General features: G+C 59.3%; 16 protein-coding genes and 2 tRNA genes. 9 read left to right on the top strand and 9 right to left on the bottom strand.

Annotation, left to right across the window (positions count from 1 at the left end):
* Positions 1 to 23 precede the first annotated feature (23 nt).
* Positions 24 to 734: a leucyl/phenylalanyl-tRNA--protein transferase gene (aat, locus tag H585_RS0112980; RefSeq protein ID WP_014260867.1), complete on the top strand. Its 711-nt coding sequence runs from the start codon at positions 24 to 26 to the stop codon at positions 732 to 734.
* A 30-nt stretch (positions 735 to 764) separates the two neighbouring features.
* Here aat and H585_RS0112975 read toward each other — a convergent pair whose 3' ends face one another.
* Entirely contained in the window at positions 765 to 1,823 is a 1,059-nt protein-coding gene (locus H585_RS0112975) for a glycosyltransferase family 9 protein (RefSeq protein WP_051183118.1), read from the bottom strand.
* Complete coding sequence (locus H585_RS0112970) at positions 1,820 to 2,323, bottom strand: hypothetical protein (protein ID WP_027368140.1); 504 nt, start codon at positions 2,321 to 2,323, stop codon at positions 1,820 to 1,822. The genes H585_RS0112975 and H585_RS0112970 overlap by 4 nt, the downstream gene beginning before the upstream one ends.
* A 139-nt stretch (positions 2,324 to 2,462) precedes the next feature.
* Between H585_RS0112970 and uvrB the strand changes: the two genes are divergently transcribed.
* Genes uvrB through dapB form a run of 4 tightly spaced genes read left to right on the top strand, consistent with a single transcriptional unit; the run spans position 2,463 to position 8,664 of the window.
* Positions 2,463 to 4,466, top strand: a complete 2,004-nt coding sequence (gene uvrB, locus H585_RS0112965; RefSeq protein WP_027368139.1) for an excinuclease ABC subunit UvrB — start codon at positions 2,463 to 2,465, stop codon at positions 4,464 to 4,466.
* Complete coding sequence (locus H585_RS0112960; protein WP_027368138.1) at positions 4,463 to 5,518, top strand: potassium channel family protein; 1,056 nt, start codon at positions 4,463 to 4,465, stop codon at positions 5,516 to 5,518. The genes uvrB and H585_RS0112960 overlap by 4 nt, the downstream gene beginning before the upstream one ends.
* 7 nt (positions 5,519 to 5,525) lie before the next feature.
* Entirely contained in the window at positions 5,526 to 7,841 is a 2,316-nt protein-coding gene (gene ligA, locus H585_RS0112955) for an NAD-dependent DNA ligase LigA (RefSeq protein WP_027368137.1), read from the top strand.
* A gap of 37 nt (positions 7,842 to 7,878) precedes the next feature.
* Entirely contained in the window at positions 7,879 to 8,664 is a 786-nt protein-coding gene (dapB, locus tag H585_RS0112950) for a 4-hydroxy-tetrahydrodipicolinate reductase (RefSeq protein WP_027368136.1), read from the top strand.
* 504 nt (positions 8,665 to 9,168) lie between these two features.
* Here dapB and H585_RS0112945 read toward each other — a convergent pair.
* Entirely contained in the window at positions 9,169 to 10,878 is a 1,710-nt protein-coding gene (locus tag H585_RS0112945; protein ID WP_027368135.1) for a long-chain-fatty-acid--CoA ligase, read from the bottom strand.
* Positions 10,879 to 10,964: 86 nt separating this feature from the next.
* Between H585_RS0112945 and H585_RS0112940 the strand changes: the two genes are divergently transcribed.
* Positions 10,965 to 11,702, top strand: a complete 738-nt coding sequence (locus H585_RS0112940) for a glycerophosphodiester phosphodiesterase family protein (protein WP_027368134.1) — start codon at positions 10,965 to 10,967, stop codon at positions 11,700 to 11,702.
* 59 nt (positions 11,703 to 11,761) lie between these two features.
* Here H585_RS0112940 and H585_RS0112935 read toward each other — a convergent pair whose 3' ends face one another.
* Genes H585_RS0112935 through H585_RS0112925 form a run of 3 tightly spaced genes read right to left on the bottom strand, consistent with a single transcriptional unit; the run spans position 11,762 to position 13,508 of the window.
* Positions 11,762 to 12,613 carry a DnaJ domain-containing protein gene (locus H585_RS0112935; protein ID WP_027368133.1) on the bottom strand — a complete coding sequence of 284 codons (852 nt, stop codon included), beginning with the start codon at positions 12,611 to 12,613 and terminating at the stop codon, positions 11,762 to 11,764.
* A gap of 26 nt (positions 12,614 to 12,639) precedes the next feature.
* Entirely contained in the window at positions 12,640 to 13,086 is a 447-nt protein-coding gene (locus H585_RS0112930; RefSeq protein WP_027368132.1) for a YkgJ family cysteine cluster protein, read from the bottom strand.
* Positions 13,086 to 13,508 carry a CoA-binding protein gene (locus tag H585_RS0112925; RefSeq protein ID WP_014260879.1) on the bottom strand — a complete coding sequence of 141 codons (423 nt, stop codon included), beginning with the start codon at positions 13,506 to 13,508 and terminating at the stop codon, positions 13,086 to 13,088. Before H585_RS0112925 ends, H585_RS0112930 begins: the two co-directional genes overlap by 1 nt.
* A gap of 149 nt (positions 13,509 to 13,657) precedes the next feature.
* Between H585_RS0112925 and H585_RS0112920 the strand changes: the two genes are divergently transcribed.
* Complete coding sequence (locus tag H585_RS0112920) at positions 13,658 to 14,881, top strand: M24 family metallopeptidase (protein ID WP_027368131.1); 1,224 nt, start codon at positions 13,658 to 13,660, stop codon at positions 14,879 to 14,881.
* A gap of 263 nt (positions 14,882 to 15,144) precedes the next feature.
* Here H585_RS0112920 and H585_RS0112915 read toward each other — a convergent pair whose 3' ends face one another.
* Positions 15,145 to 17,025, bottom strand: coding sequence for a protein-disulfide reductase DsbD family protein (locus H585_RS0112915; protein ID WP_027368130.1), 1,881 nt, complete (start codon positions 17,023 to 17,025; stop codon positions 15,145 to 15,147).
* A gap of 251 nt (positions 17,026 to 17,276) precedes the next feature.
* Between H585_RS0112915 and H585_RS0112910 the strand changes: the two genes are divergently transcribed.
* Positions 17,277 to 17,352, top strand: a tRNA-Lys gene (locus H585_RS0112910).
* Between the two features lie 110 nt (positions 17,353 to 17,462).
* A tRNA-Lys gene (locus H585_RS0112905) sits at positions 17,463 to 17,538 on the top strand.
* Between the two features lie 256 nt (positions 17,539 to 17,794).
* On the opposite strand, the gene nadB is transcribed toward H585_RS0112905, so the two are convergent.
* Positions 17,795 to 19,378, bottom strand: coding sequence for an L-aspartate oxidase (gene nadB / locus H585_RS0112900; RefSeq protein ID WP_014260882.1), 1,584 nt, complete (start codon positions 19,376 to 19,378; stop codon positions 17,795 to 17,797).
* Positions 19,375 to 20,415, bottom strand: coding sequence for a quinolinate synthase NadA (gene nadA, locus H585_RS0112895; RefSeq protein WP_027368129.1), 1,041 nt, complete (start codon positions 20,413 to 20,415; stop codon positions 19,375 to 19,377). The genes nadB and nadA overlap by 4 nt, the downstream gene beginning before the upstream one ends.
* Between the last annotated feature and the right edge of the window lie 4 nt (positions 20,416 to 20,419).

Below are 20,419 nucleotides of genomic sequence, written 5' to 3'. Positions count from 1 at the left end.
CTTTTGGGTAGGGCGCGTAGCGTATGTCGGTCTTTATTCTCGGCGAACAACTGATCTTCCCTGATCCCGCCTACGCTGACCCTGATGGGCTGCTTGCGGTGGGCGGCGATCTGTCCAAGGAACGGCTGGTCTCGGCTTACGCGCACGGCATTTTCCCCTGGTACAGCTCCACCACCCCAATCCTCTGGTGGTCGCCGGATCCGCGCCCCATCATTGAGCCCACCAGGATCGTGGTGGCGCGCAGCCTGCGCAAGCTCCTGCGCAAGCTGCCCTTCCAGATCACTCTGGACAGGGCCTTTGAAGAAGTCATCGCGGCCTGTGCCAAGACCAAGCGGCCTCAGGGTGAGGGTACCTGGCTGATTTCGGAGATGATTGAAGCCTATATGGACCTGCATGAAACCGGCTTGGCGCATAGCGTTGAGGCTTGGCAGGATGGCAGGCTCGTGGGCGGGCTCTATGGAGTGTCCCTTGGCCGGGCCTTCTTCGGCGAATCCATGTTCTTCCACGTGCCCAATGCCTCCAAGGCGGCCTTTGTCACCCTTAACCGGCTGTTGGCGCAGTGGGAATTCCATTTCGTGGATTGCCAGCAGGCAACCCCGCATATGCTCAAGTTCGGCGCGCTGGAAGTCAGCAGGCGCGAGTTTCTGGCGCGGCTACGAGCCGCCATCCAGCATCCGACCAGGCGAGGTCCTTGGGAAATGCCCGAGGGTTTTTGCGAAAGCCTGGAGTGGTAGCCCCAGGCCACTCTGTAGGGTGTTTTTCGTTTATTCCTGAATCTTGGGTCCCCTAAGCATATCAAGAAGAGGCGTCAGGACTTGCTCGGCCGTAAGCTCGACAAGGCACTGCCGCGTGCCCAGAGGGCAGGGGCTCTTGTTGCAGGGCTGACAGTCCAGTCCCAGGCGCAGGCTGCGGTGCTCGGGCGAGGGGTAGCGCCACTCGTCGCCCGTGGAGCCGCGCATGATCAAGGTCGGCGTGTCCACTGCCACGGCGAAGTGGGCCGGGGACGAGCAGTTGCCCACGTGCAGGTCGGCCAGGCGAAGGACTGCGGCCATCTCGCGCAGGCTGAGCATGCGCCCTACGGGCAGCAGGGCCTCCTTGCGCCGTACGAGCCCGGCGACCTCTTGCACCACCGGTTCCTCGCCCGGCCCGAACAAGAGCAGGAAGCGCAGGCTTGCATCGCGCTCGGCCGCGAGATCGATGAGTCGCGCAAAGTGCTGGGCAGGCCACAAGCGCGTGAGACGGCGGTGCGAGGGATCAACGGTGATCAGCCGTTCGCCCTCACGCAAACCTTGTTCTCTCAGCCACTGGGCAGCTTGGCGTTGCTCATCTTCACTGAGATGGATACGCGGCTTCTCGCCATTCCATTCTATGCCTAAGGGCCTAAGAATGCTTGCCTTGGTTTGGGCGGCATAACCAGGCTGCGTATCGGTCCAATGTGTATACAGGAACCGACGCTGCCACGGAGGGGTGTAGCTCAGGCGCACCGCGGCGCGGGAAAAGAGCACCACCCACAACAGGCGCGGCAGTTGCTGGAAATCCACCACCAGATCAAAGCCCTGGCGGGCGACATGGCGATAGAAGGCGAGCTGTTTGCCGAGGTGGGTCAGCTTTTTCTTGTCGATCTCCCAGATGATGTCGATATCCGGGTTATGCTGGAGCACGGGCGAGCATTTCTTCTCGGTGAGGAAATGCAGCTCGGCCTGGGGCTGGGCCTGGCGGAGCATGTGCACGGCCGGAGTGGCCAGGAGCACGTCGCCGATCTGGCGCTGTTGGCAGACCAGGATCTTGGCGAAGCGTCTCCCGATGAGGCTTGATTGGCTCAAGGATTCGTCTCTATCGTGGCGATTATAGGCTTGTGTTGATTAAGGTCGTACAATCCCCGTAACGGGATGGGCAGGGTATAGCTGCGGATGCGCGAAAAGTCGACCAGCCCGATGTTCTCTCCGGCCCGGACCTGGGACAGCCCCGTGAGCCCGGCCGGAATGGGGAAGGTCAAGGGGCGGGAAAGAATGGCTGTCAGCCTGTCTTGATACTGCCGCGTCAGGAAGTCCACGATCCGGTCACGCTCCTCGCGAGTGAACGACTCCAGGAGCACGAGGCGGCTGCCTGCGATCTCAGCGGGGCTGACGGACGATTCGGTAGCGATCGGCGGGCCGATGAGCGCATCCCAGTCGTAGTCCTGCTCCTCGGCGGGATGCCAGGTATGCCGAAAGAGGTGAATATCCACATCCCGGCGTCCTTTGAAGGTTCGTACGGTCATGGATAGCGAAAAGGCCCGCTCCACCGGAAGCTCGCTGTCGGGCGGAATGATTGTTACGTCCATGCACTGCTCCGCACGTTGTGTGATTGTCAGCCGGGTCCACTGCAGGTAAGCTTGCGGACCTTGTTGTTCCCAATAAGGCATTCCCGGCCGCTATGGAAGGGTGATGCCCATACCTGAGTTGACTCATAACTGGCAAACTATGTCTGAAAAATTTAAGCTTGTCAGCCCCTTCGAGCCCATGGGCGATCAGCCTCAAGCTATCGAGAAGCTTGCCTGGGCCATCGAAAATGGCGTGAGCGAACAAGTGCTGTTGGGTGTCACCGGTTCGGGCAAAACTTTCACCATGGCCAACGTCGTAGCCAAGGTGAATCGGCCCACGCTGGTCATGGCGCCAAACAAAACCCTGGCCGCTCAGCTCTTCAACGAATTCAAGGCGCTCTTTCCCGAGAACGCGGTGGAGTATTTCGTAAGCTATTACGACTATTACCAGCCCGAAGCTTACTTGCCGCACACGGACACGTATATCGAGAAAGACTCTTCCATCAACGACGATATCGACAAGCTGCGCCACTCGGCCACGCACGCGCTGCTGACCCGGCGCGACGTACTCATCGTGGCCTCCGTGTCGTGCATCTACGGCCTGGGTTCTCCCGAGTATTACGCCAAAATGGTCGTGCCCCTGGAGCGTGGACAGCAATTGTCCATGGAGCGGTTGGCCGCGCGCTTGGTGGAAGTGCATTACGAGCGCAACGACTATGACTTCAGCCGAGGCAAGTTCCGCGTGCGCGGCGATGTGCTGGAGATCATTCCGGCCTACTCCCGCGAGCGCGCGTTGCGGGTGGAGTTCTTCGGGGACGAGGTGGAAGCCATCTACGAGACCGACCCGCTGACGGGGGAGGTTTTCTCCACCGTCAAGAAGACGGTCATTTTCCCGGCCAGCCACTTTGTTTCGGATCGCGACAACACCTCGCGTGCATCGAGCGATATCCGCGACGAGCTTGGCGAGCGGCTGCGCTATTTCCAGCGCGAGAATAAGCTGCTGGAGGCTCAGCGTATCGAGCAGCGCACCATGTTCGACCTGGAGATGATCGAGGAGCTGGGCTACTGCAACGGCATCGAAAACTACTCGCGCCATCTGGATGGCCGCAGAGCGGGTGAGCCTCCGGCCACGTTGCTGGACTATTTCCCAGAGGACTTCCTGCTTTTCGTGGACGAGTCGCACATCACCATCTCCCAGATCGGCGGCATGTTCAAAGGCGACCGCTCGCGCAAGCAGACACTGGTGGACTTCGGTTTCCGCTTGCCTTCGGCCCTGGACAACCGGCCCCTGGCCTTCGAGGAGTTCCTGACGCGCGTCAACCAGTGCGTGTACGTCTCGGCCACGCCCGGCCCCTGGGAACTGGAGCGCTCGGGCGATGCGGTGGTGGAGCAGATCATCCGCCCCACGGGCCTGGTGGATCCCATTCTCGAGGTGCGGCCGGTCAAGGGCCAGATGGATAACCTGCTGGCCGAGTGCAAGCTGCGCAAGACTCGTGGCGAGCGGGTGCTGGTCACCACTTTGACCAAGCGCATGGCCGAGGACCTGACGGAATACATGCTGTCCATGGGCGTGCAGACCCGCTACCTGCATTCGGACATCGACACCCTGGAGCGCGTGGCCATTATCCAGGCCCTGCGCGCAGGTGAATTCGATGTGCTGGTGGGCATCAACCTCCTGCGCGAAGGGCTGGACATCCCCGAGGTTTCGCTGGTGGCCATCCTGGATGCCGACAAGGAAGGCTTCCTGCGTTCCGCGCGCTCCCTTGTGCAGACCTTTGGCCGCGCCGCACGCAATGTCGGCGGCAAGGTCGTCATGTATGCGGACAAAATTACCGACTCCATGCGCGCGGCCATGGATGAAACCAATCGTCGTCGGACCAGACAGGAGGACCACAACCGCGAGATGGGCATCACCCCGCGGACCATATTGAAAAGTCTGGAGAACGTACTCGAAAAGCTGTATCCGGACAGCGAGGCCGAAACGTACGCCAAGGTCGCCGAAGAGGCGGCCAAGTACGGGCACGATCCCAAGAGAATCGAGAAGGAGATCAAGTCGCTGGAGCGTGACATGCGCGAGGCCGCCAAGGAGTTGGCCTTCGAGCGTGCCGCCGAAATACGCGACCGCATCTTCTCGCTCAAGCAACTGCTACTGGAGAGCGCATGAGCATGCGCACACGCATCCTGGCATTGCGGTATAGATACCGGCTGTGGTGGCCGGTGCTCGCTGGTTTCGTATTCATATGCGGAGTAGTGGTCGCGGGCGTGGCAGGGTTCATGCTCGTGGAAGGCTGGGCCTTCGTGGACAGCCTGTACATGGTCGTTATTACCCTTTCCACCGTGGGTTTCACCGAGGTCCACCCTCTATCCTCCGAAGGGCGCCTGTTCACCGTGGGGCTGATATTGTCCGGAGTCGGCGCCTTCGCCTATCTCGTGGGCTCCTTCACCCAATTGATGGTGGAAGGCCGCCTGCAGTTAATGCTCGAGAGACGCAGGATGCAAAAAATCATCAATAAGCAGTCAGGCCACTTCATCGTCTGCGGCTACGGCCGCATCGGCAGCATCGTAGCCAAGGAGATCCATCGCGAAGGCTATCCCGTGGTGGTCGTTGAGAAGGATCCCACCCTGATCGAGGAACTGGAGGCGAGCGGCATGATGTCCGTGGCTGGCGATGCCACTTCGGACGAGGTTCTCTTGTCCGCCGGTCTGGAGAAGGCTTCCTCGCTTATCACGGCCCTGACTTCCGATGCGGCGAATGTCTATGTCACGCTGACGGCTCGTCAGCTCAACCCCAAGCTGACCATCATCGCTCGCGCCGACAGTGAAGCGCACATCCCTCGCTTGGAGCGAGCCGGAGCCGACCGCGTTGTGCTGCCGAATCTCATCGGAGGCAGACGCATGGCCCAGTCCGTATTGCGGCCCACCGTCACCAACCTGTTGGAGATCGCCGCGCGCAGTAACCTGGACCTGCAGATGGAGGAACTGCGTATTGGACCGGCTTCGGTCCTGAACGGCAAGGATCTAAAGTCCGCCGGCATCCGCCCAAGACTGAACATCATTATTATGGCCATCAAAAAGCACACGAATGAAATGATCTTTAACCCTGGTCCGGATGCGGTCATCGAAAGCGGCGACACTTTGGTCACGGTAGGCAAACCGGATCATCTTCAGAAGCTCCGAGACATTTGCGACGGCCAGACCGCGGCCGTCAGCGTCTAGTTATCCCATGGCTACCGCGCCCGAGGATATTCGTCAGCGAGTGGAGCGCCTGCGCAAGGAGCTCCATTTCCATAATTACCGCTACTACGTGCTCGACGCGCCGGTCATCTCCGACGCCGAATACGACCGCATAATGCGCGAGCTTCAGGATCTGGAGGAGCACAACCTCGAGTTGCGCGACCCGTCCTCCCCGACTCAGCGCGTGGGGGCCGCGCCAGCCGAAGGTTTTGCCCAGTACCGGCATGCCTTGCGCATGTACAGCCTGGACAACGCAATGAGTGTGGATGAGTGGCGCGAATTCGTGGCCCGCGTGGGGCGACATTTCGAGGATGTGTTCCTTGCGAAGCTTGAGGCCGAAACCGCAGCGCGCGCTAGCGGCAGGCTGGACGACAAGAACCGCGATGGACTGCGGCGTAAGGCCAAAGAGGGACTCAAGGCCCTGCTTGCCGGCGGAAGTGTCGATGACTTGCGGGTCGCGATCGAGAAGGCAGTGGCCGACGCGGCCGAGACCGCTGGCGCTTTGCATCTGCGCGTGCCTGTGCGGGTCCTGGCCGAACTGTCGGAGGAGACGTGGCGAAGTCTCCCGGCACTGCTTGGCACCTTCTGGATCGATCCCAAGTTGGATGGTTTGGCCCTGGAGGCGATTTACGAAAACGGTCGCCTCGTGCGCGCCGCAACGCGCGGCGATGGCGAGGTGGGCGAGGACGTGACGCAAAACGTGCGCACGGTGAAGAATCTCCCGCTCGTGCTTCACGACGATGGCGTAATGCCGCGCCTCCTGGAGGTTCGCGGCGAAGTGGTCATGCGCAAGGCCGACTTTCATGCCCTCAATGAGCGTCAGGCCGAGCGTGGCGAAAAGATTTTCGCCAACCCGCGTAACGCCGCGGCCGGCTCCGTGCGCCAGCTCGATCCGCGCATTACCGCTGCGAGGCCTCTGCGTTTCTTCGCCTATGGTATCGGCCAGGTGGATTGGAATGGAGCTCCCGGCTGGCAGGGACAAGATGAGATCATCGCCGGCTTGGCCCAACTCGGCTTCGCCATTCCGCCCGAGGCCCGGCAGTGCCGCCACCCTGACGAGGTAGCCGCCAGCTTCGAACGGCTGCAGGCCGGTCGCGAGGCCTTGCCCTTCGAGATCGACGGCCTGGTGGCCAAGCTCAATTGCCTGGAGTTGCAACGTTTCCTGGGCTTTACGGCCAAGGCCCCGCGCTGGGCCTTGGCGCTCAAGTTCCCTGCCTACCAGGCCGAGACGCTCCTGCGCGACATTCGTATCCAGGTAGGCCGCACAGGCGTACTTACTCCCGTGGCCGAGCTGGACCCGGTTAGCGTCGGCGGTGTGACCGTCTCCAGCGCCAGCCTTCACAACGAGAGCTACATCCGCGAGAAGGACCTGCGCCTGGGCGATCGCGTGCTCATCCAGCGCGCCGGGGACGTCATCCCCGAGGTGGTGCGGGCGCTGGCCGAAAAGCGCACGGGAGGGGAGCAGGAGTACGTTTTCCCTACCGAATGTCCCGTATGCCATACTGAGGTGTTCCTTGCCTCGGAGGAGCGGCGCATATGGAAATGCGTGAACATCTCCTGCCCGGCGGTCATTCGTCAGAGCATCATTCATTTCGTGTCCAAGGCCGGCCTGGATATCGAAGGATTAGGCCGCAAGTGGGTGGAGATCCTCATCGACAAGGGCATGGTCCGTTCGCCGGCCGATCTCTTCACCCTGAAGAAGACGGATTTGCTTACCCTGGAGCGCATGGGCGATAAGTCGGCCGCCAATTTCGTGGAATCCATTCGCAAGGCCAAAGAGGAAGCGACGCTTCCGCGGCTGATAGCCGCCCTGGGCATTCCGCACGTGGGCGAGGAGACTGCCAGATTGCTGGCCTCGCGTTTCCGCGATCTTGACGCGCTTGGAGCAGCCACGCGCCAGGAATTGGAGGAATTGCCCGGCATCAGCGACAAGATTTCCGAATCCATTGTCGATTTCTTTCTGAACGAAGCCAATCGTAGTTTGCTGGGGCGTTTCAAGGAGATCGGTCTATGGCCGTCCAATGTGCCGGCTGTTGCGCAAGAGGGGAAGACAAAGCTGCCGTTGGCAGGCAAGCGCGTCCTGTTTACTGGCGGTCTGCCGAGCATGAGCCGCTCCGAGGCCGAGACGCTGGTGGAGCAGGCCGGCGGCACGGCGGCCAAATCGATTTCCAAAAACGTGGACTATGTGGTCGTGGGAGAGAACCCAGGCAGCAAGCTGGACAAGGCCGACAAGCTGGGATTGGCCGTCATTGGCTTCGAGGAATTCCTGCGCCTGGTAGGGGCGAGCGCGCAGGCGGATGGATAGCAGGCCCCGGCAAGCAACACGCGGAGGTTATCAAGAGATGAAGTGCCCGCTGATCATCAATGGAGCCGGAGGCCGCATGGGCGCTACCTTGGTGCGTCTTGCCCAGTCCGATTCCGAGCTGACGCTGGCAGGAGTCGTCGAGCCGTCGAGCAGGGCTCAAGGCCTTGAGAGCTTGGGCTGCCCGTTTGGCAAGAGCCTGGGCGAGGTGTTGAAGACGGTCAAGGGCGCTGTGGTCATCGACTTCACCTCCCCCGAAGCCAGCCTGGGCACGGCCAGGTTGGCCGCCGAGACCGGCATGGCCGCTGTCATCGGCACCACGGGTTTCACGCCGGAGCAGCTGGACGAGTTGCGCGCGGCCGCCCGCCAGGCGCCCCTGTTCTGGGCCTCGAATATGAGCGTGGGCATCAATACGCTACTCGCCGTGCTGCCCGAACTGGTCAAGAAGCTCGGGCCGGCTTACGACCTGGAGATCATGGAGGTCCACCACAACAAGAAGCAGGACGCGCCCAGCGGCACGGCCCTTACGCTCGGCGAGTGCCTGGCCGAGGCCAGGGGCTGGGAACTGCGGGAAAAGGCCTGCTGCTGCCGCGATGGCATCATCGGCGAGCGCCCCCGCGAGGAGATCGGCCTGCAGACCCTGCGCGGCGGCGACGTGGTGGGGGATCACACGATCTATTTCTTCGGGCCGGGTGAGCGCATCGAGGTGACCCACCGCGCCCATTCGCGGGATACACTCGCCCTGGGCGCGCTGCGAGCCGCCAAATGGCTTCACTCCCAAAAGCCGGGCAAGCTGTATTCCATGGTCGACATGCTCATGACCTGAGCATCGCGGAGACGTTTTGCAGGCCTGGACCCATGTGGGTCCAGGCCTGCTCAGACGTTTATCCAGGCATTATTCCATAAAAGCTGGGAAGGAGTTTTTTGCCCTCTCAAGCCCACGACGAAAAGCACCCTGATCTCGCATGTAATCTGCAGAACGCTTTATCTCTTCATTGAAGTAATCCGCTATTCGAACCGACCGAGCATTACGGGCGGCACAACGCCTTCGAGGCGGCTCTCGCAGAAGAGTACCACGGCTATCAGAGCAAAAACGCCAAGGCAGGCAGAGCTTCTCGGGGAAGTGGTCAATCCCCGCGCGCTCGAGCACCTGCCACATGACAGTCATAGAATGCGTGCCCGCGGGATCTGGGAATCTCGCCAAGCTCACCCACATGTTGCCCTGCGGCTGTTCCCGCCGTCCAGGCGCCATGTCGCACCTCGCTTGCTGGTTCGGCGCAAGCCGCAGACATAATGAGGAGCTTTTCTACGATCAGTTAAAAGCGCAGGATTATTCCACCGTTTCTTTACGAGCCGCGGCACGATTTACCTTTTGTGCCTCCTCCTCACGCAGAGCACGCCGCAGCACCTTGCCCACCAAAGTCTTGGGCAATTCGGTGCGGAACTCCACCTGGCGCGGAACCTTGTAGCCGGCAAGTTTTTTCTTGCAGAAGGCGATTATCTCGGCTTTATCGATGGTTTCTCCATCCTTCGGAATAACATAGGCCTTGACCACTTCGCCGCGAGTCTTGTGCGGAATGCCGACCGTCACGGCCTCCTTGACCTTGGGGTGCTCATAGAGCACTTCGTCGATCTCTCGGGGGTAAATGTTGTAACCGCCGGAGATGATCAGATCCTTCTTGCGGTCCACGATGAAGAAATAGCCTTCTTCGTCCATGGTGGCGATGTCCCCGGTAAAGAGCCAGCCATTGCGCAATGCGCTGGCCGTCTCGTCCGGGCGATTCCAGTAGCCCGCCATGATCTGAGGACCGCGCATAATGAGTTCGCCATGCTTGCCTGGAGGAAGTGGCGGTCCAGCGACCTCCATGTCCACAATGCGAGCTTCCGTGTCCGGAAAGGGCAACCCGATGGAACCCGACTTGCGCGTTCCCCTGAGCGGGTTGAGGTGTGTCACTGGAGAGGCTTCGGTCAGGCCATATCCCTCGATAATATCCGAGCCTGTGCGCTCCTTGAACTGTTGCATGACTTCCACGGGCATGGGAGCCGAACCTGAGATGCAGTAACGTAACCCCTGGAAGTCCGTATTTTCGAACTCTCGCTGCTGCATGAGCGCGATGTATACGGACGGAGCGCCTGGAAAAATTGTCGGCTTGATCTTATCGATGGTCTTAAGCACGTCCTGCGGCACAAAGCGGGCAAAAGGTACGGTTGTTGCGCCAAGCGCCGTGGGAAAGTTGAGACAGGTGGTCAGGCCGTAGATGTGGAAGAAGGGCATGACCGCCAAGAAAGTTTCCTGCTGATTGCCGATGGAGTGCAGAATGGCACTGCATTGAGCGGCGTTGGCCACGAGGTTGTAATGGGTGATCATGCAGCCTTTGGAAACGCCAGTGGTGCCGCCGGTGTACTGGAGCAAGGCCAAGTCGGTCTTAGGCATGATCCCGGCGTATGAAAAACGATCCCTTCCGTGCAGCAGCTCACTCCAGCGAAGCACCTTGCCGTCGTCATAGGGCACCTTGCCCTTGCCTTCTTTCCAAACCTTGAGGCGCACGATCTGATTTAGAGGAAAGGCCAGGCCATCAGCGACCGAGGAAACAAAAATCTTATCAAGCGTGATTTTGTCGCCTAGTTGGGCGACCTTGGACCAGAGCACGTCCAGGGTGATCATCATGCGGGAGCCGGAATCGTGGATATGGTGTACCAGTTCCTTCTCCATGTAGAGCGGATTGGTCATGACCGCCACGGCGCCAGCTTTCAGTACTGCCCAATAAGAGATGATGGTCTGTGGTAAATTGGGCATCATGATGGAGATGCGGTCACCTGGGCGCAGTCCGTGAGCCCGGAGGTTCGCGGCCATGACCTCGCTCTGGCGATGCAACTCCTGATATGTTATCGAGTAGTTGTTGAACCGAATAGCCTTGCGCTTGGGGAATCGCTCTGCGGCCCTATCCAGCAAAGTGAAAACAGGGACGGATTCATAAGTCAGAGTTGGACTGACCTCTGAATCGTAGCTATCAAGCCATGGGCGGTTTGAATCTTTCATTCCCCTCGTCTCCGCTCTTCGTTTGCATGGGTCCCCGGGAGTGTCATTGAGAACCCAAAAACTTTCAAGGTTGAAGAGTTAGATCGATGAACATTGCATCCTTGCTAAGCAGGCCATTCGCACACAGAGGCCTGCATGATCTGCGTAAGGGCGTGCCCGAAAATTCCATGGCGGCATTCCGGCTGGCAGTAGACAACGGCTATGCCATAGAACTCGATGTCCGCTTACTCGGGGACGGCAATGTCGTCGTATTCCACGATGCAACTCTGGACCGCATGACAAGTCGGACCGGATACGTCCTGGCCCTGAACTCAGGACAGTTGTCCAGTCTTTCCCTGCTTGGAACGCAAGAAACCCCGCCGTTATTAAGCGACCTGCTGAACATGGTGCGCGGCAGGGTCCCACTCTATGTCGAAATCAAAAACGGCAATCGGCCGGGCCGGCTGGAACAACAGGTCCTATCGCTGCTTAACCAATACTTTACGCAATATGGCGGCAGCTTTGCGGTCGCATCGTTCAATCCTCTCGTATTGGCCTGGTTCCAGCGCAAGGCCCCGCATTTGCTGCGTGTACAGATCACCGGCAGCTCCGGCTTGCGCGGCCTGTGGCTTCCTCAACGCTGCGCAGCCATTAATTGGCCGCTGATTGCTTTCGGCCAGCCGCATGCATTGTCCGTGGCTCTGAATGTTCTCGGCAGTCCCATTGTGGGAGCCTGGCGTTGTCAGGGCAAACCGGTCCTGACCTGGACCGTGCGCACTCAGAATGATCTGGAGCGGGCGCAAAGGTTTGCCGACGCTTATGTATTCGAGAGCCTGCGGCCCTAAGGGCTTCCGCGCAATTCAAAGATCGCTTCAGCGTACTGTAAAGAACGCTAGTGTGGGGACTATTTCGCCAGGATGCGCAGGTACATATCCCCTTGAAGTGCTCCGATCTTTCGCCCTAGGCCGCGCAGGCGCATGGCTTTTCCAACTGCAAAATCGCCTGGCAGGCGGATTTCGATGGCGTGCTTCTTTGTGCTCAGGCCAGGACTGAACGTGATACGTACTGTACGTCCGGGCATGAGTTGCTCAAGGGGAAGATGGATTATCTTATGCACATCCATTTGCCCCTGCATCCAGGCCTTGAAGCTGCCGATAAGACCTTTGGAGAGATCGATGCTGATCTTGCGCTTGCCCCACTCCAGTTCGATCTTGCGTTTTCTGATTTCCTTGGGAGCGGCCTTGGGTGTCGTGTTTCCGTTGCGCACCTGCTGGTAGATGTCCTCGAAAACCTTGCGCGCGAAAGGATCCTTGAGAATATCTTGCAGGACTTCTTCCTTACGAGAAAAGAAGCGCTCATTATCTGAGTGCTTCTTGCGCATGCGCTCGCGGGCACGCTCCTCGGCCGAAGGCGCACCGGGAGGTGGCCCCTGTCGGAACGGGCGCGAGCCGGTTTGAGCCTGGTTCCGGTTCCCGCCTTGCGCGTGAGCCCGCCCCTGCGCACCTGCATTCTGAGAAGCAGCCCCATTCTTTGCGGTCTGTTCCGGGCTTTCCTGCGAGAAATCGGCGGATTCCATGGTCTTGCGCAGGAAGATGTAGGCTTCATTCAAGCGCTGAAATTTGCGTGCAGCAGAGGGGTCGTCGGGGTGCAGGTCGGGGTGCAGGTCGAAAGCGAGTTTGCGGAAGGAACGCTTAACCTCCTCAAGATTCGCCTCGGGAGAGACATGAAGTATCTGATAGCATTCCTTGACCGTCATTGAAGAGCCTTGCCGCGGATGCGCAGTTATATGGGACGCAAGGCTGCCGGCGCGTCCTCGCCCACCGCCACGAGCCCGCAATTGCGCAGGTATGCTTGGCCCTGACGGACGAATTCCGCATGGCTTACCGTTGGATTCACGCCAGGACAGTAATCCTGGACCATTTCCCAGCTTAGGCGATCCAGCAGGTTGCCGCGAAAGAATGGCCATGCTCTGCAGATATCAGGACGTGCCGGGTGGATGCCACATCCGTGCAGATCCTGGCGATAGTAGATGCAATAGCCGTCTGGGCCGGTGCGCAGGCGATTTCGATCGGACTTGAATTCAACGGCCATGGTCAGGAATTCCTCCCTGGCGAGCCCGAGATGGGTTCGCAGGCGTTCAACATCCTGCTCGGTAAGGATGATGCCGCCCTGGCCCTCGCAACAGTGACCGCATCGGCGGCACTCGAACGCTAAGTTGCTTTCACTCATTATTTCTCGCCCAAAAGGCGTCGGTGTTCGACCATGCTGCAGGAGTCCTCGATAACCAGGATTCCCGCCGGTTCCAGAAGCTCCCGCGCCTGCGGACTGCGTATGCCAAGTTGCATCCAGAAGGCTTGCGGCCTGACTGGCAGGGCCAGCACCTCCAGCGCGTGCTCGGGACAATACTGTGCGGCTCGGAAAAGATTGACGAGATCAATGGGAACCGGCACGTCAGCCAAGCGTGAATAGGTCGGAAGCCCCCAGACGTCCTTGCGCTTGGGATGCACGGGTATGACTTCATAGCCGGCAGCGATAAGATAGCGGCCAACTCGGTCCACGGGCTGCGAAGGCGCATCCTTGGCGCCTACCACGGCGATCGTCTTGACCTCGCGAAACAAGACAGCTAGCTTTTGGTCTCCGGCGGCAAACATTTGCCCCTCCAATGGAATCCGTCCATTTGGCCATAGATCCAATTTTGATTATTCCTATTCAACGCAACTTGCGCTTGTAGCCGAGAATCATGCGATTCTCAAGTACGCCGCTTTATCAACGGCAGCACGTCAACAGTGAGGCGAAAGCCATGTACCAGCCCCTGGAAACCATGCCCATGCACGAATTATCCCTGCATTGGGCTAAGGTGAGGACTCTGCTGCAAGCGCAGGCCCCCGAAGCCGGCGGCCTCCTGACGTTTTCCCGCGTCGCCGCATATTATCTGACCGGCACCATGGCCCCAGGCGTCTGCTGGCTGCCCATGCAGGGAGAGCCCATGCTCATGCTGCGCAAGGGGAAGGAGCGTGCCAAGCTGGAGTCCCCGCTGTCTTCCATCGTGACGTTCCGCTCCTATGCGGACTTGGATGGGCTGGCTCGGGAGGCGGGCTGCCCTTTGCCTGAAGTGATGGCGGTCGAGCTGTCCGGCTTGACTTGGGGGCTTGGCCAGAACTTGGCTGCCAAGCTTCCTGGCAGGCGCTTTGTGCCCGGCGATACAATTCTGGCCATGGCTCAGAGCCTCAAGACGCCTTGGGAGTTGACCAAAATGCGCTTGGCGGGCGAGCGTCACGCCAAGTGCCTGATGGAGATCGTTCCTGCGCGCATCCGTCCGGGTATGACCGAGCGTGAGGTTTCACATATCGTCTGGGAGGCCTTCTTCTCCCAGGGACACAGCGGCCTCATGCGCATGGGCGCCTTTGGCGAGGAAATATTTCTGGGTCATGTCTCAGCCGGAGACTCGGGCAACTATCCAAGCTTTTTTAACGGCCCGTTGGGTCTGCGCGGCGAGCATCCAGCGACCACGGCTATGGGCTATGCCGGCAAGGTCTGGAGCAAGGGCGAGCCCCTGGCTCTTGATGTAGGCTTCGTCCTGGAGGGCTATCACACGGACAAGACCCAACTCTATTGGGCTGGGCCGCGCAACTCGATTCCCGAGCAAGCCCGTCGCGGTCACGACTTCTGCATGCATGTGCAGGAGTGGATCGCCGAGCGCATGAAGCCTGGTGCCATTCCCAGCGCGCTGTACGCCCATTGCGCCCGCTGGGCCGAGGAAGAAGGCTTGGCTGACGGGTTTATGGGGCTGGGCGGCAATCAGGTTCGTTTCATCGGCCATGGCATCGGGCTGGTCGTTGATGGTTGGCCGGTCATCGCCAAGGGCTTCGATGCGCCCTTGGAAGAAGGCATGGTCCTGGCCTTGGAACCCAAGCAGGGTATTCCAGGTCTGGGTATGGTCGGCGTGGAGAATACCTTTGAGGTAACTCCCAATGGCGGCCGTTGTTTGACCGGAAACGAATTCGACTTCATCTGCTTGGAATAGTCTGATCCGCGTGGCTCTCCCAAATTAGAGCAATTTGCGTTTGAACTGAGAGAGGGCGCTGCCCTCTCTCAGACTCTCTCCCGGCAGGGAGCGGCGCTCCCTGCACCCCCATTTTTCATTTTATTTGCAAGGTGCTGTAGGGCAGATCGCTTTTAAGACGCCCGCTCCGGCGTTGACGGTGCAAGTGAATTGCGCCTACGCCGAAGCTAGCGGCAAGCCATGCCGACGCATGGCTTGCAGAGCATTTTCAAAAGCAAAATGCTCTAAAAGAGCTGATCCAGGGCCTCTTCCATGTTCGCGGAGGTGAACAGGTCACGCAGTACGAGCGGCCTGTTCGCATCGCTCCCTTGCGGAAACACGGCTACAACCGGAATGCTTTGGCTTCCGAGCTCGCGCAACAGAGACATGCCCTGGGGATTTTGCTCGGTCAGATCCACGCGTATGTAGGTCAGCCCGTATCTTTTTCCCCAGTCCGCCAGGTTCTTGTCGGTCAGCGTGGTCTGCTCCAGGAACTTGCAGCTCACGCACCAGTCGGCCGTGAAGTCCACGAGCAGGCGTTCCTGACCAAGCCTGCCGCGAAAGTCCTCGGCTGAAAAGTCTCGCCAGTGAACGGATATTTCGGGAGGCTGCACAGCCCAGGCCGCGGCCGCGACCACCAGGCTTAGGGCGGCGCTACGAATGGTCCAGCGCTTGCGGGTGCTCTGATTCAAATCGGTCCAGGCTCCCCAGATCCAAAAGCTCACTCCCGTGATCCACAGCAACACCAATGCCGAGAGAAGGTAGTCTTGAGGCAGAATGTTGATGAGGTATATGCATGTGGCCAGCAGAAAAAAGCCCACGATGCGTTCGAGCTTCACTGTCCATGCGCCGGGCTTGGGGAAGAACCGTACGAGTCCAGGCCAGGCCGACATGAGTAGATAGGGCAGGGCCATACCGACGCCGATGCTGATGAAGACTATGGCCACGACCATCGACGGTTGCACAAGCGCCCAGGCCAGCACGCCTCCCAGGAATGGGCCGCTGCAGGGCGTGGCAAGCAGGGTAGCCAATACTCCGGTGCTAAAGGCTGAGGCGCGCGGGTTGCCGGAGTCGATCATGCCTGAACGCAGGTTGATGATAGGCAGGGTGTAGACGTCGAACAGGCTCAAGGCCAGGGCGAAGACCGCGGCCGAGAGGATCATGATGAGCTTGGGACTTTGGAACAACTCTCCCCAGGCAAGCCCTAAAAGGCTGAGCACCAAGCTTAGAACCAAGAAATAGGCCAGAATGCCCGCGGCAAAAAACAAGTTATGTTCGGTGAACGCTTGGCGTCGGGCTCTCTCGCTGCACTGTGCGCCGCGAACACAACCGGAGACTAGGCTGGATATCTTGAGACTTACCACGGGCAGCACGCAAGGCATGAAGTTGAGCAAAAAGCCCGCCAGTAAGGCCAGCATAATGGCCTTCCAAATACTGCCTACCTCCAGCTCGCTTTGGTAATAGCGCGGATTAAGGCTCCATTTTTCCTCAGGCGCATCCTTGGCCGTCTCAGGTCCGGTAGTCGTTTCTGGTTCGGCGGCCTGCCTCGGTTCCACTTGATCTGGCTGGGGACCGGGCGCAGATGCTCCATACTCCGGCCACCAAGGTTGCTTTTCGGCTGCGGGCAGTGCTTCCGCTTGCCGCAAGCTGGCCGTGCGCTCCAGACTTACGGGCATGCAGCTTTTTTCTGAGCAGAGCAGCAGCGATAGATGCAGACGCAGGTCCGCTGGAAGCGCAACATCCGGGGGCAAGGGCACGAAAAAAGTCACCTCGCCCAGGTACAAGTTGACCATCTCCTCGGGTGAGAAAGGGTCCGGCTTGCGCACTCCCTGTGGATAACGCACTTCCAGAGGTTCTGGCGACCCGGCGAGAGAGGCCGTGAGCACTGTAGGCTGACCCAGAGAGCCTGGCTGGTTGGAATAGGTATACCAACCCTTTTCCGGAATGATGGTTACCGCCGCCAGCACAGCGCCGGCGGTGGTCTCGGCGTTATCCTTGCTGTCAGGCAGTCTGGCGAAGTCCACGGAGATATTTAGTGGAGGCTCGGGCATCTGAAGTTGGGCCTGAACTGACGAGACCGGCCAGAGCAGGATAGTAAGGAGAAGAGTGAAGACCGTGCGCATCATCTCGTGTCCGCCCAGAAGGTTTGAGATTATCTTGTCGCAATCTATGCAATCATAGCAAAAAGCTCCCCCTTGCGTCCATCCGCTTCAAGGGACTGAGATTGTCGTAAACTCCGATCCTGTATGGTCAGAAAACGGGAATGGATTCTGGATGGGTATTTTTTAGTGCTCTTTCTTGACAACATCGGTGTGGAGGACTAAAGAGTCCACCTGCCGCAACGCAACGGAATCCGAGAGACCTTGCGGAGCGCACTGGGCCACTAGCTCAATTGGCAGAGCAGTTGACTCTTAATCAATTGGTTCGGGGTTCGAGTCCCTGGTGGCCCACCAGTTTTCCAGCCTGCATTATTAATTTGCGGGCAAGTAATTGACATATCGCGGAGGCTGCAAAAGCCTCTGCCGCAACGCAACGGAATCCGAGAGACCTTGCGGAGCACACTGGGCCACTAGCTCAATTGGCAGAGCAGTTGACTCTTAATCAATTGGTTCGGGGTTCGAGTCCCTGGTGGCCCACCAGAAAGTTCAAGGAGGTACAACGAAAGTTGTACCTCCTTTAGTTTTTTATCAGACAATGCATTTTTTGTTCTCTAGAGCAGATTGCTTTTAAGACGCCCGCTCCGGCGTTGACGGCGTAAGTGAATTGCGCCTACGCCTACGCGGCGGCAAGCCATGCCGACGCATGGCTTGCAGAGCATTTTCAAAAGCAAAATGCTCTAAAGGTTGAACTCCAGCAGTATCAAGGCGGTGTATTCTCACGACAGCAAGGGCAGGCTCAATCCTTGCGATGATGGCAACCCAGGGAATGCTTGTTGCGCATGGCTTGGGTGGTGATGAGATAGGCCGCCAGACAGCCGTGGAACAGGTCTACAATGGATTTGGAAATAGGCGTTTCCTTGTAGAAGTCGTGCAGGTGCTTGTTGAGGTCGCGCAATTCCTCAAAGGCGCGTCGGAGTCGCACGGTGGTGCGGCTGATGCCCACATAGTTCCACATCGTATTACGGATAAACGCCCAGTCCTGGGCAATGAGAGCCGGATCTTCGTTGGCCTGGTTGCCCAGTGGATTCCAGTCCGGAATGGCGGATTTAAGCTTTTTGCTGATCAGGGACCGTTTTTGTAACCGGCGACAAATATCCTCGCCGGCCTGCTTGCCCCACAGAAGCCCTTCCAGAAGCGACGTGGATGCCAAACGGTTGGCGCCATGCACGCCAGTGCAGGCGCATTCACCAACCGCGTACAGGCGGTCCAAGGTGGTTCGGCCGCTTAGGTCCGTGAGTAGACCTCCGCAGAAATAGTGAGCCGCAGGCACCACGGGTATGGGATCACGCCGAATATCTATCCCAGCTTCCATGCACTTTTCGAAGATGGTCGGGAAACGCTCGGCGATATCCACGCCCACATAATGGGCTGCATCCAGGTAAACAGACTCCTCTCCGGTGCGCAGCATCTCCTCCATAATGGCCCTGGTGACGATGTCGCGCGGTGCCAGGTCGCCCCGCTTGTCATAGCGTTGCATGAAGGGCTGGCCATCGGCATTGACCAGGCGGGCACCTTCGCCTCGTACGGCCTCGGAAATGAGGAAGCGCCGCTCGGCTCGTTTGAAGAGGGCCGTGGGGTGGAACTGGACGTACTCCACGTTCATGAGCTTCACTCCGGCCCTGTAGCCCATGGCCAGGGCCGAGCCGATACTGCCGCGGGAATTGGTCGAATGCAGGAAGATTTGCCCGCAGCCGCCTGTGGCCAGCACCGTGAAATCGGCCAGGATGGTCTGCACCTGCCCGGAATCCTGGTCCAGCACGTAGGCCCCTGCGCACTCATTGTTCAAGGAATACTTGAAGTCCAGGTGCGTGGCATGGTGGTGCGTGGTCAGAAGGTCCACGGCCGTGCGTTTGCTGAGCACGCGGATATTGGGCGAAGCCTGGACGGCACGCACAAGGCTCTCCATAATGGCCTTGCCCGTGTAATCGGCGCAGTGCAGTATGCGAGCCTGGGAATGCCCACCTTCCCGAGCCAGGTAGAAAGAGCCGTTCTCATGTGTTGCGAAGGGCACTCCAAGCCTATCTATGAGAATGGTGCGTACGGCGTCCGGGCCTTTTACGGCCAAGTGACGCACAGCTTTGGCGTAGTTGTGACGCCAGCCGGCTATGAGAATGTCGCGCTCGAGTTCATGTGGTGAGTCGTTGTCACCTTTGTAAACGATACCGCCCTGGGCCAGGACGGTATTGCCTCGGGTCAACTCGTCACCTGCCGTGATGAGCGTTACCTGGAAGCCTTGTTCCGCCAGGACGAAGGCTGCAGTGCAGCCAGCCACGCCCGAGCCGATGACCAAGGCCTGGGTGGAAAGGCGTTCCAAACTCATCTGCAGCATACCTCAAGCATACGGGTTAGCGCGTCACGCGCAGGCGCGGCTACATCGGGCGGGACGGTCACCTCGTTTGCCCGGCCTGCATCAATGTCAAAGAGCAGCTTGGCCAGCTTGGGCTCCGTGATCTTGGCCATATTGACGCAAGCACTCTCAACCAGCGCCAGGATAGTTTTCTCGCCTTTGTATTGCCCAGCCAATCGCTCCACCAGATTGCATTCGGTTCCGATGTAAATGGTCGCTCCGGTTGGCGCCTTGCGCACGTAATCGATGATGAAGGAAGTGGAGCCGCTGGCGTCGGCAGCCGCAACCACCTCGGGTGAGCACTCGGGATGAACCACTACAAGGGCACCCGGCGATTTGGCGCGAGCCCGGACGATCTGCTGTGTCTTAAATCGATGATGGATAACGCACAAGCCGGGCCAGATGAACAATTGCACTCGGCTGAGTGAGGCCTGGTCCAGCTCCCCGGCTTCACCGCGAATGTCCAGGATCATCCGTTGATCTTCGGCCATTCCCAGAGCATTGGCCGTATTCATGGCCAGATTGCGGTCCGGCAGGAAGAGTACGCCGTCGCCTTGCTTTAAGGCCCAGGACAGCATGGTGCTGGCATTGGCCGAGGTGCAGACCGAACCGCCGAAACGGCCACAAATGGCCTTTACCGCAGCCGACGTGTTTACATAAGCCAGGGGGATGATCTTGCGGCCTCCGGCACGCAGGCGCTCCAAGACAGTCTGTACCGGAACGTGCGGAGCCATATCGGACATAACGCAACTCGCGGCGGTATCCGGTATGAAAACCTTCTGCCGGGAACTCGCCAGGATGGCCGCAGACTCGGCCATGAAGGACACGCCGCAGAAAACGATGTAATCCGAGGTCAATCCTGGGACCTTGCGGGAAAGCTCCAAAGAATCACCGGCAAAATCCGCGTGCCGGATGACCTCGCTGCTCATGTAATGATGTCCGAATATGGTCAGGCGGTCGCCGAACTGAGCCCTCAGCCGGGAAATATCCGTGTATGCTTGTGAGTTCATGGTA

Source organism: Desulfocurvibacter africanus subsp. africanus DSM 2603, assembly GCF_000422545.1.
Lineage (GTDB): Bacteria > Desulfobacterota > Desulfovibrionia > Desulfovibrionales > Desulfovibrionaceae > Desulfocurvibacter > Desulfocurvibacter africanus.
This window is presented reverse-complemented; position numbering and strand designations above follow the sequence as displayed.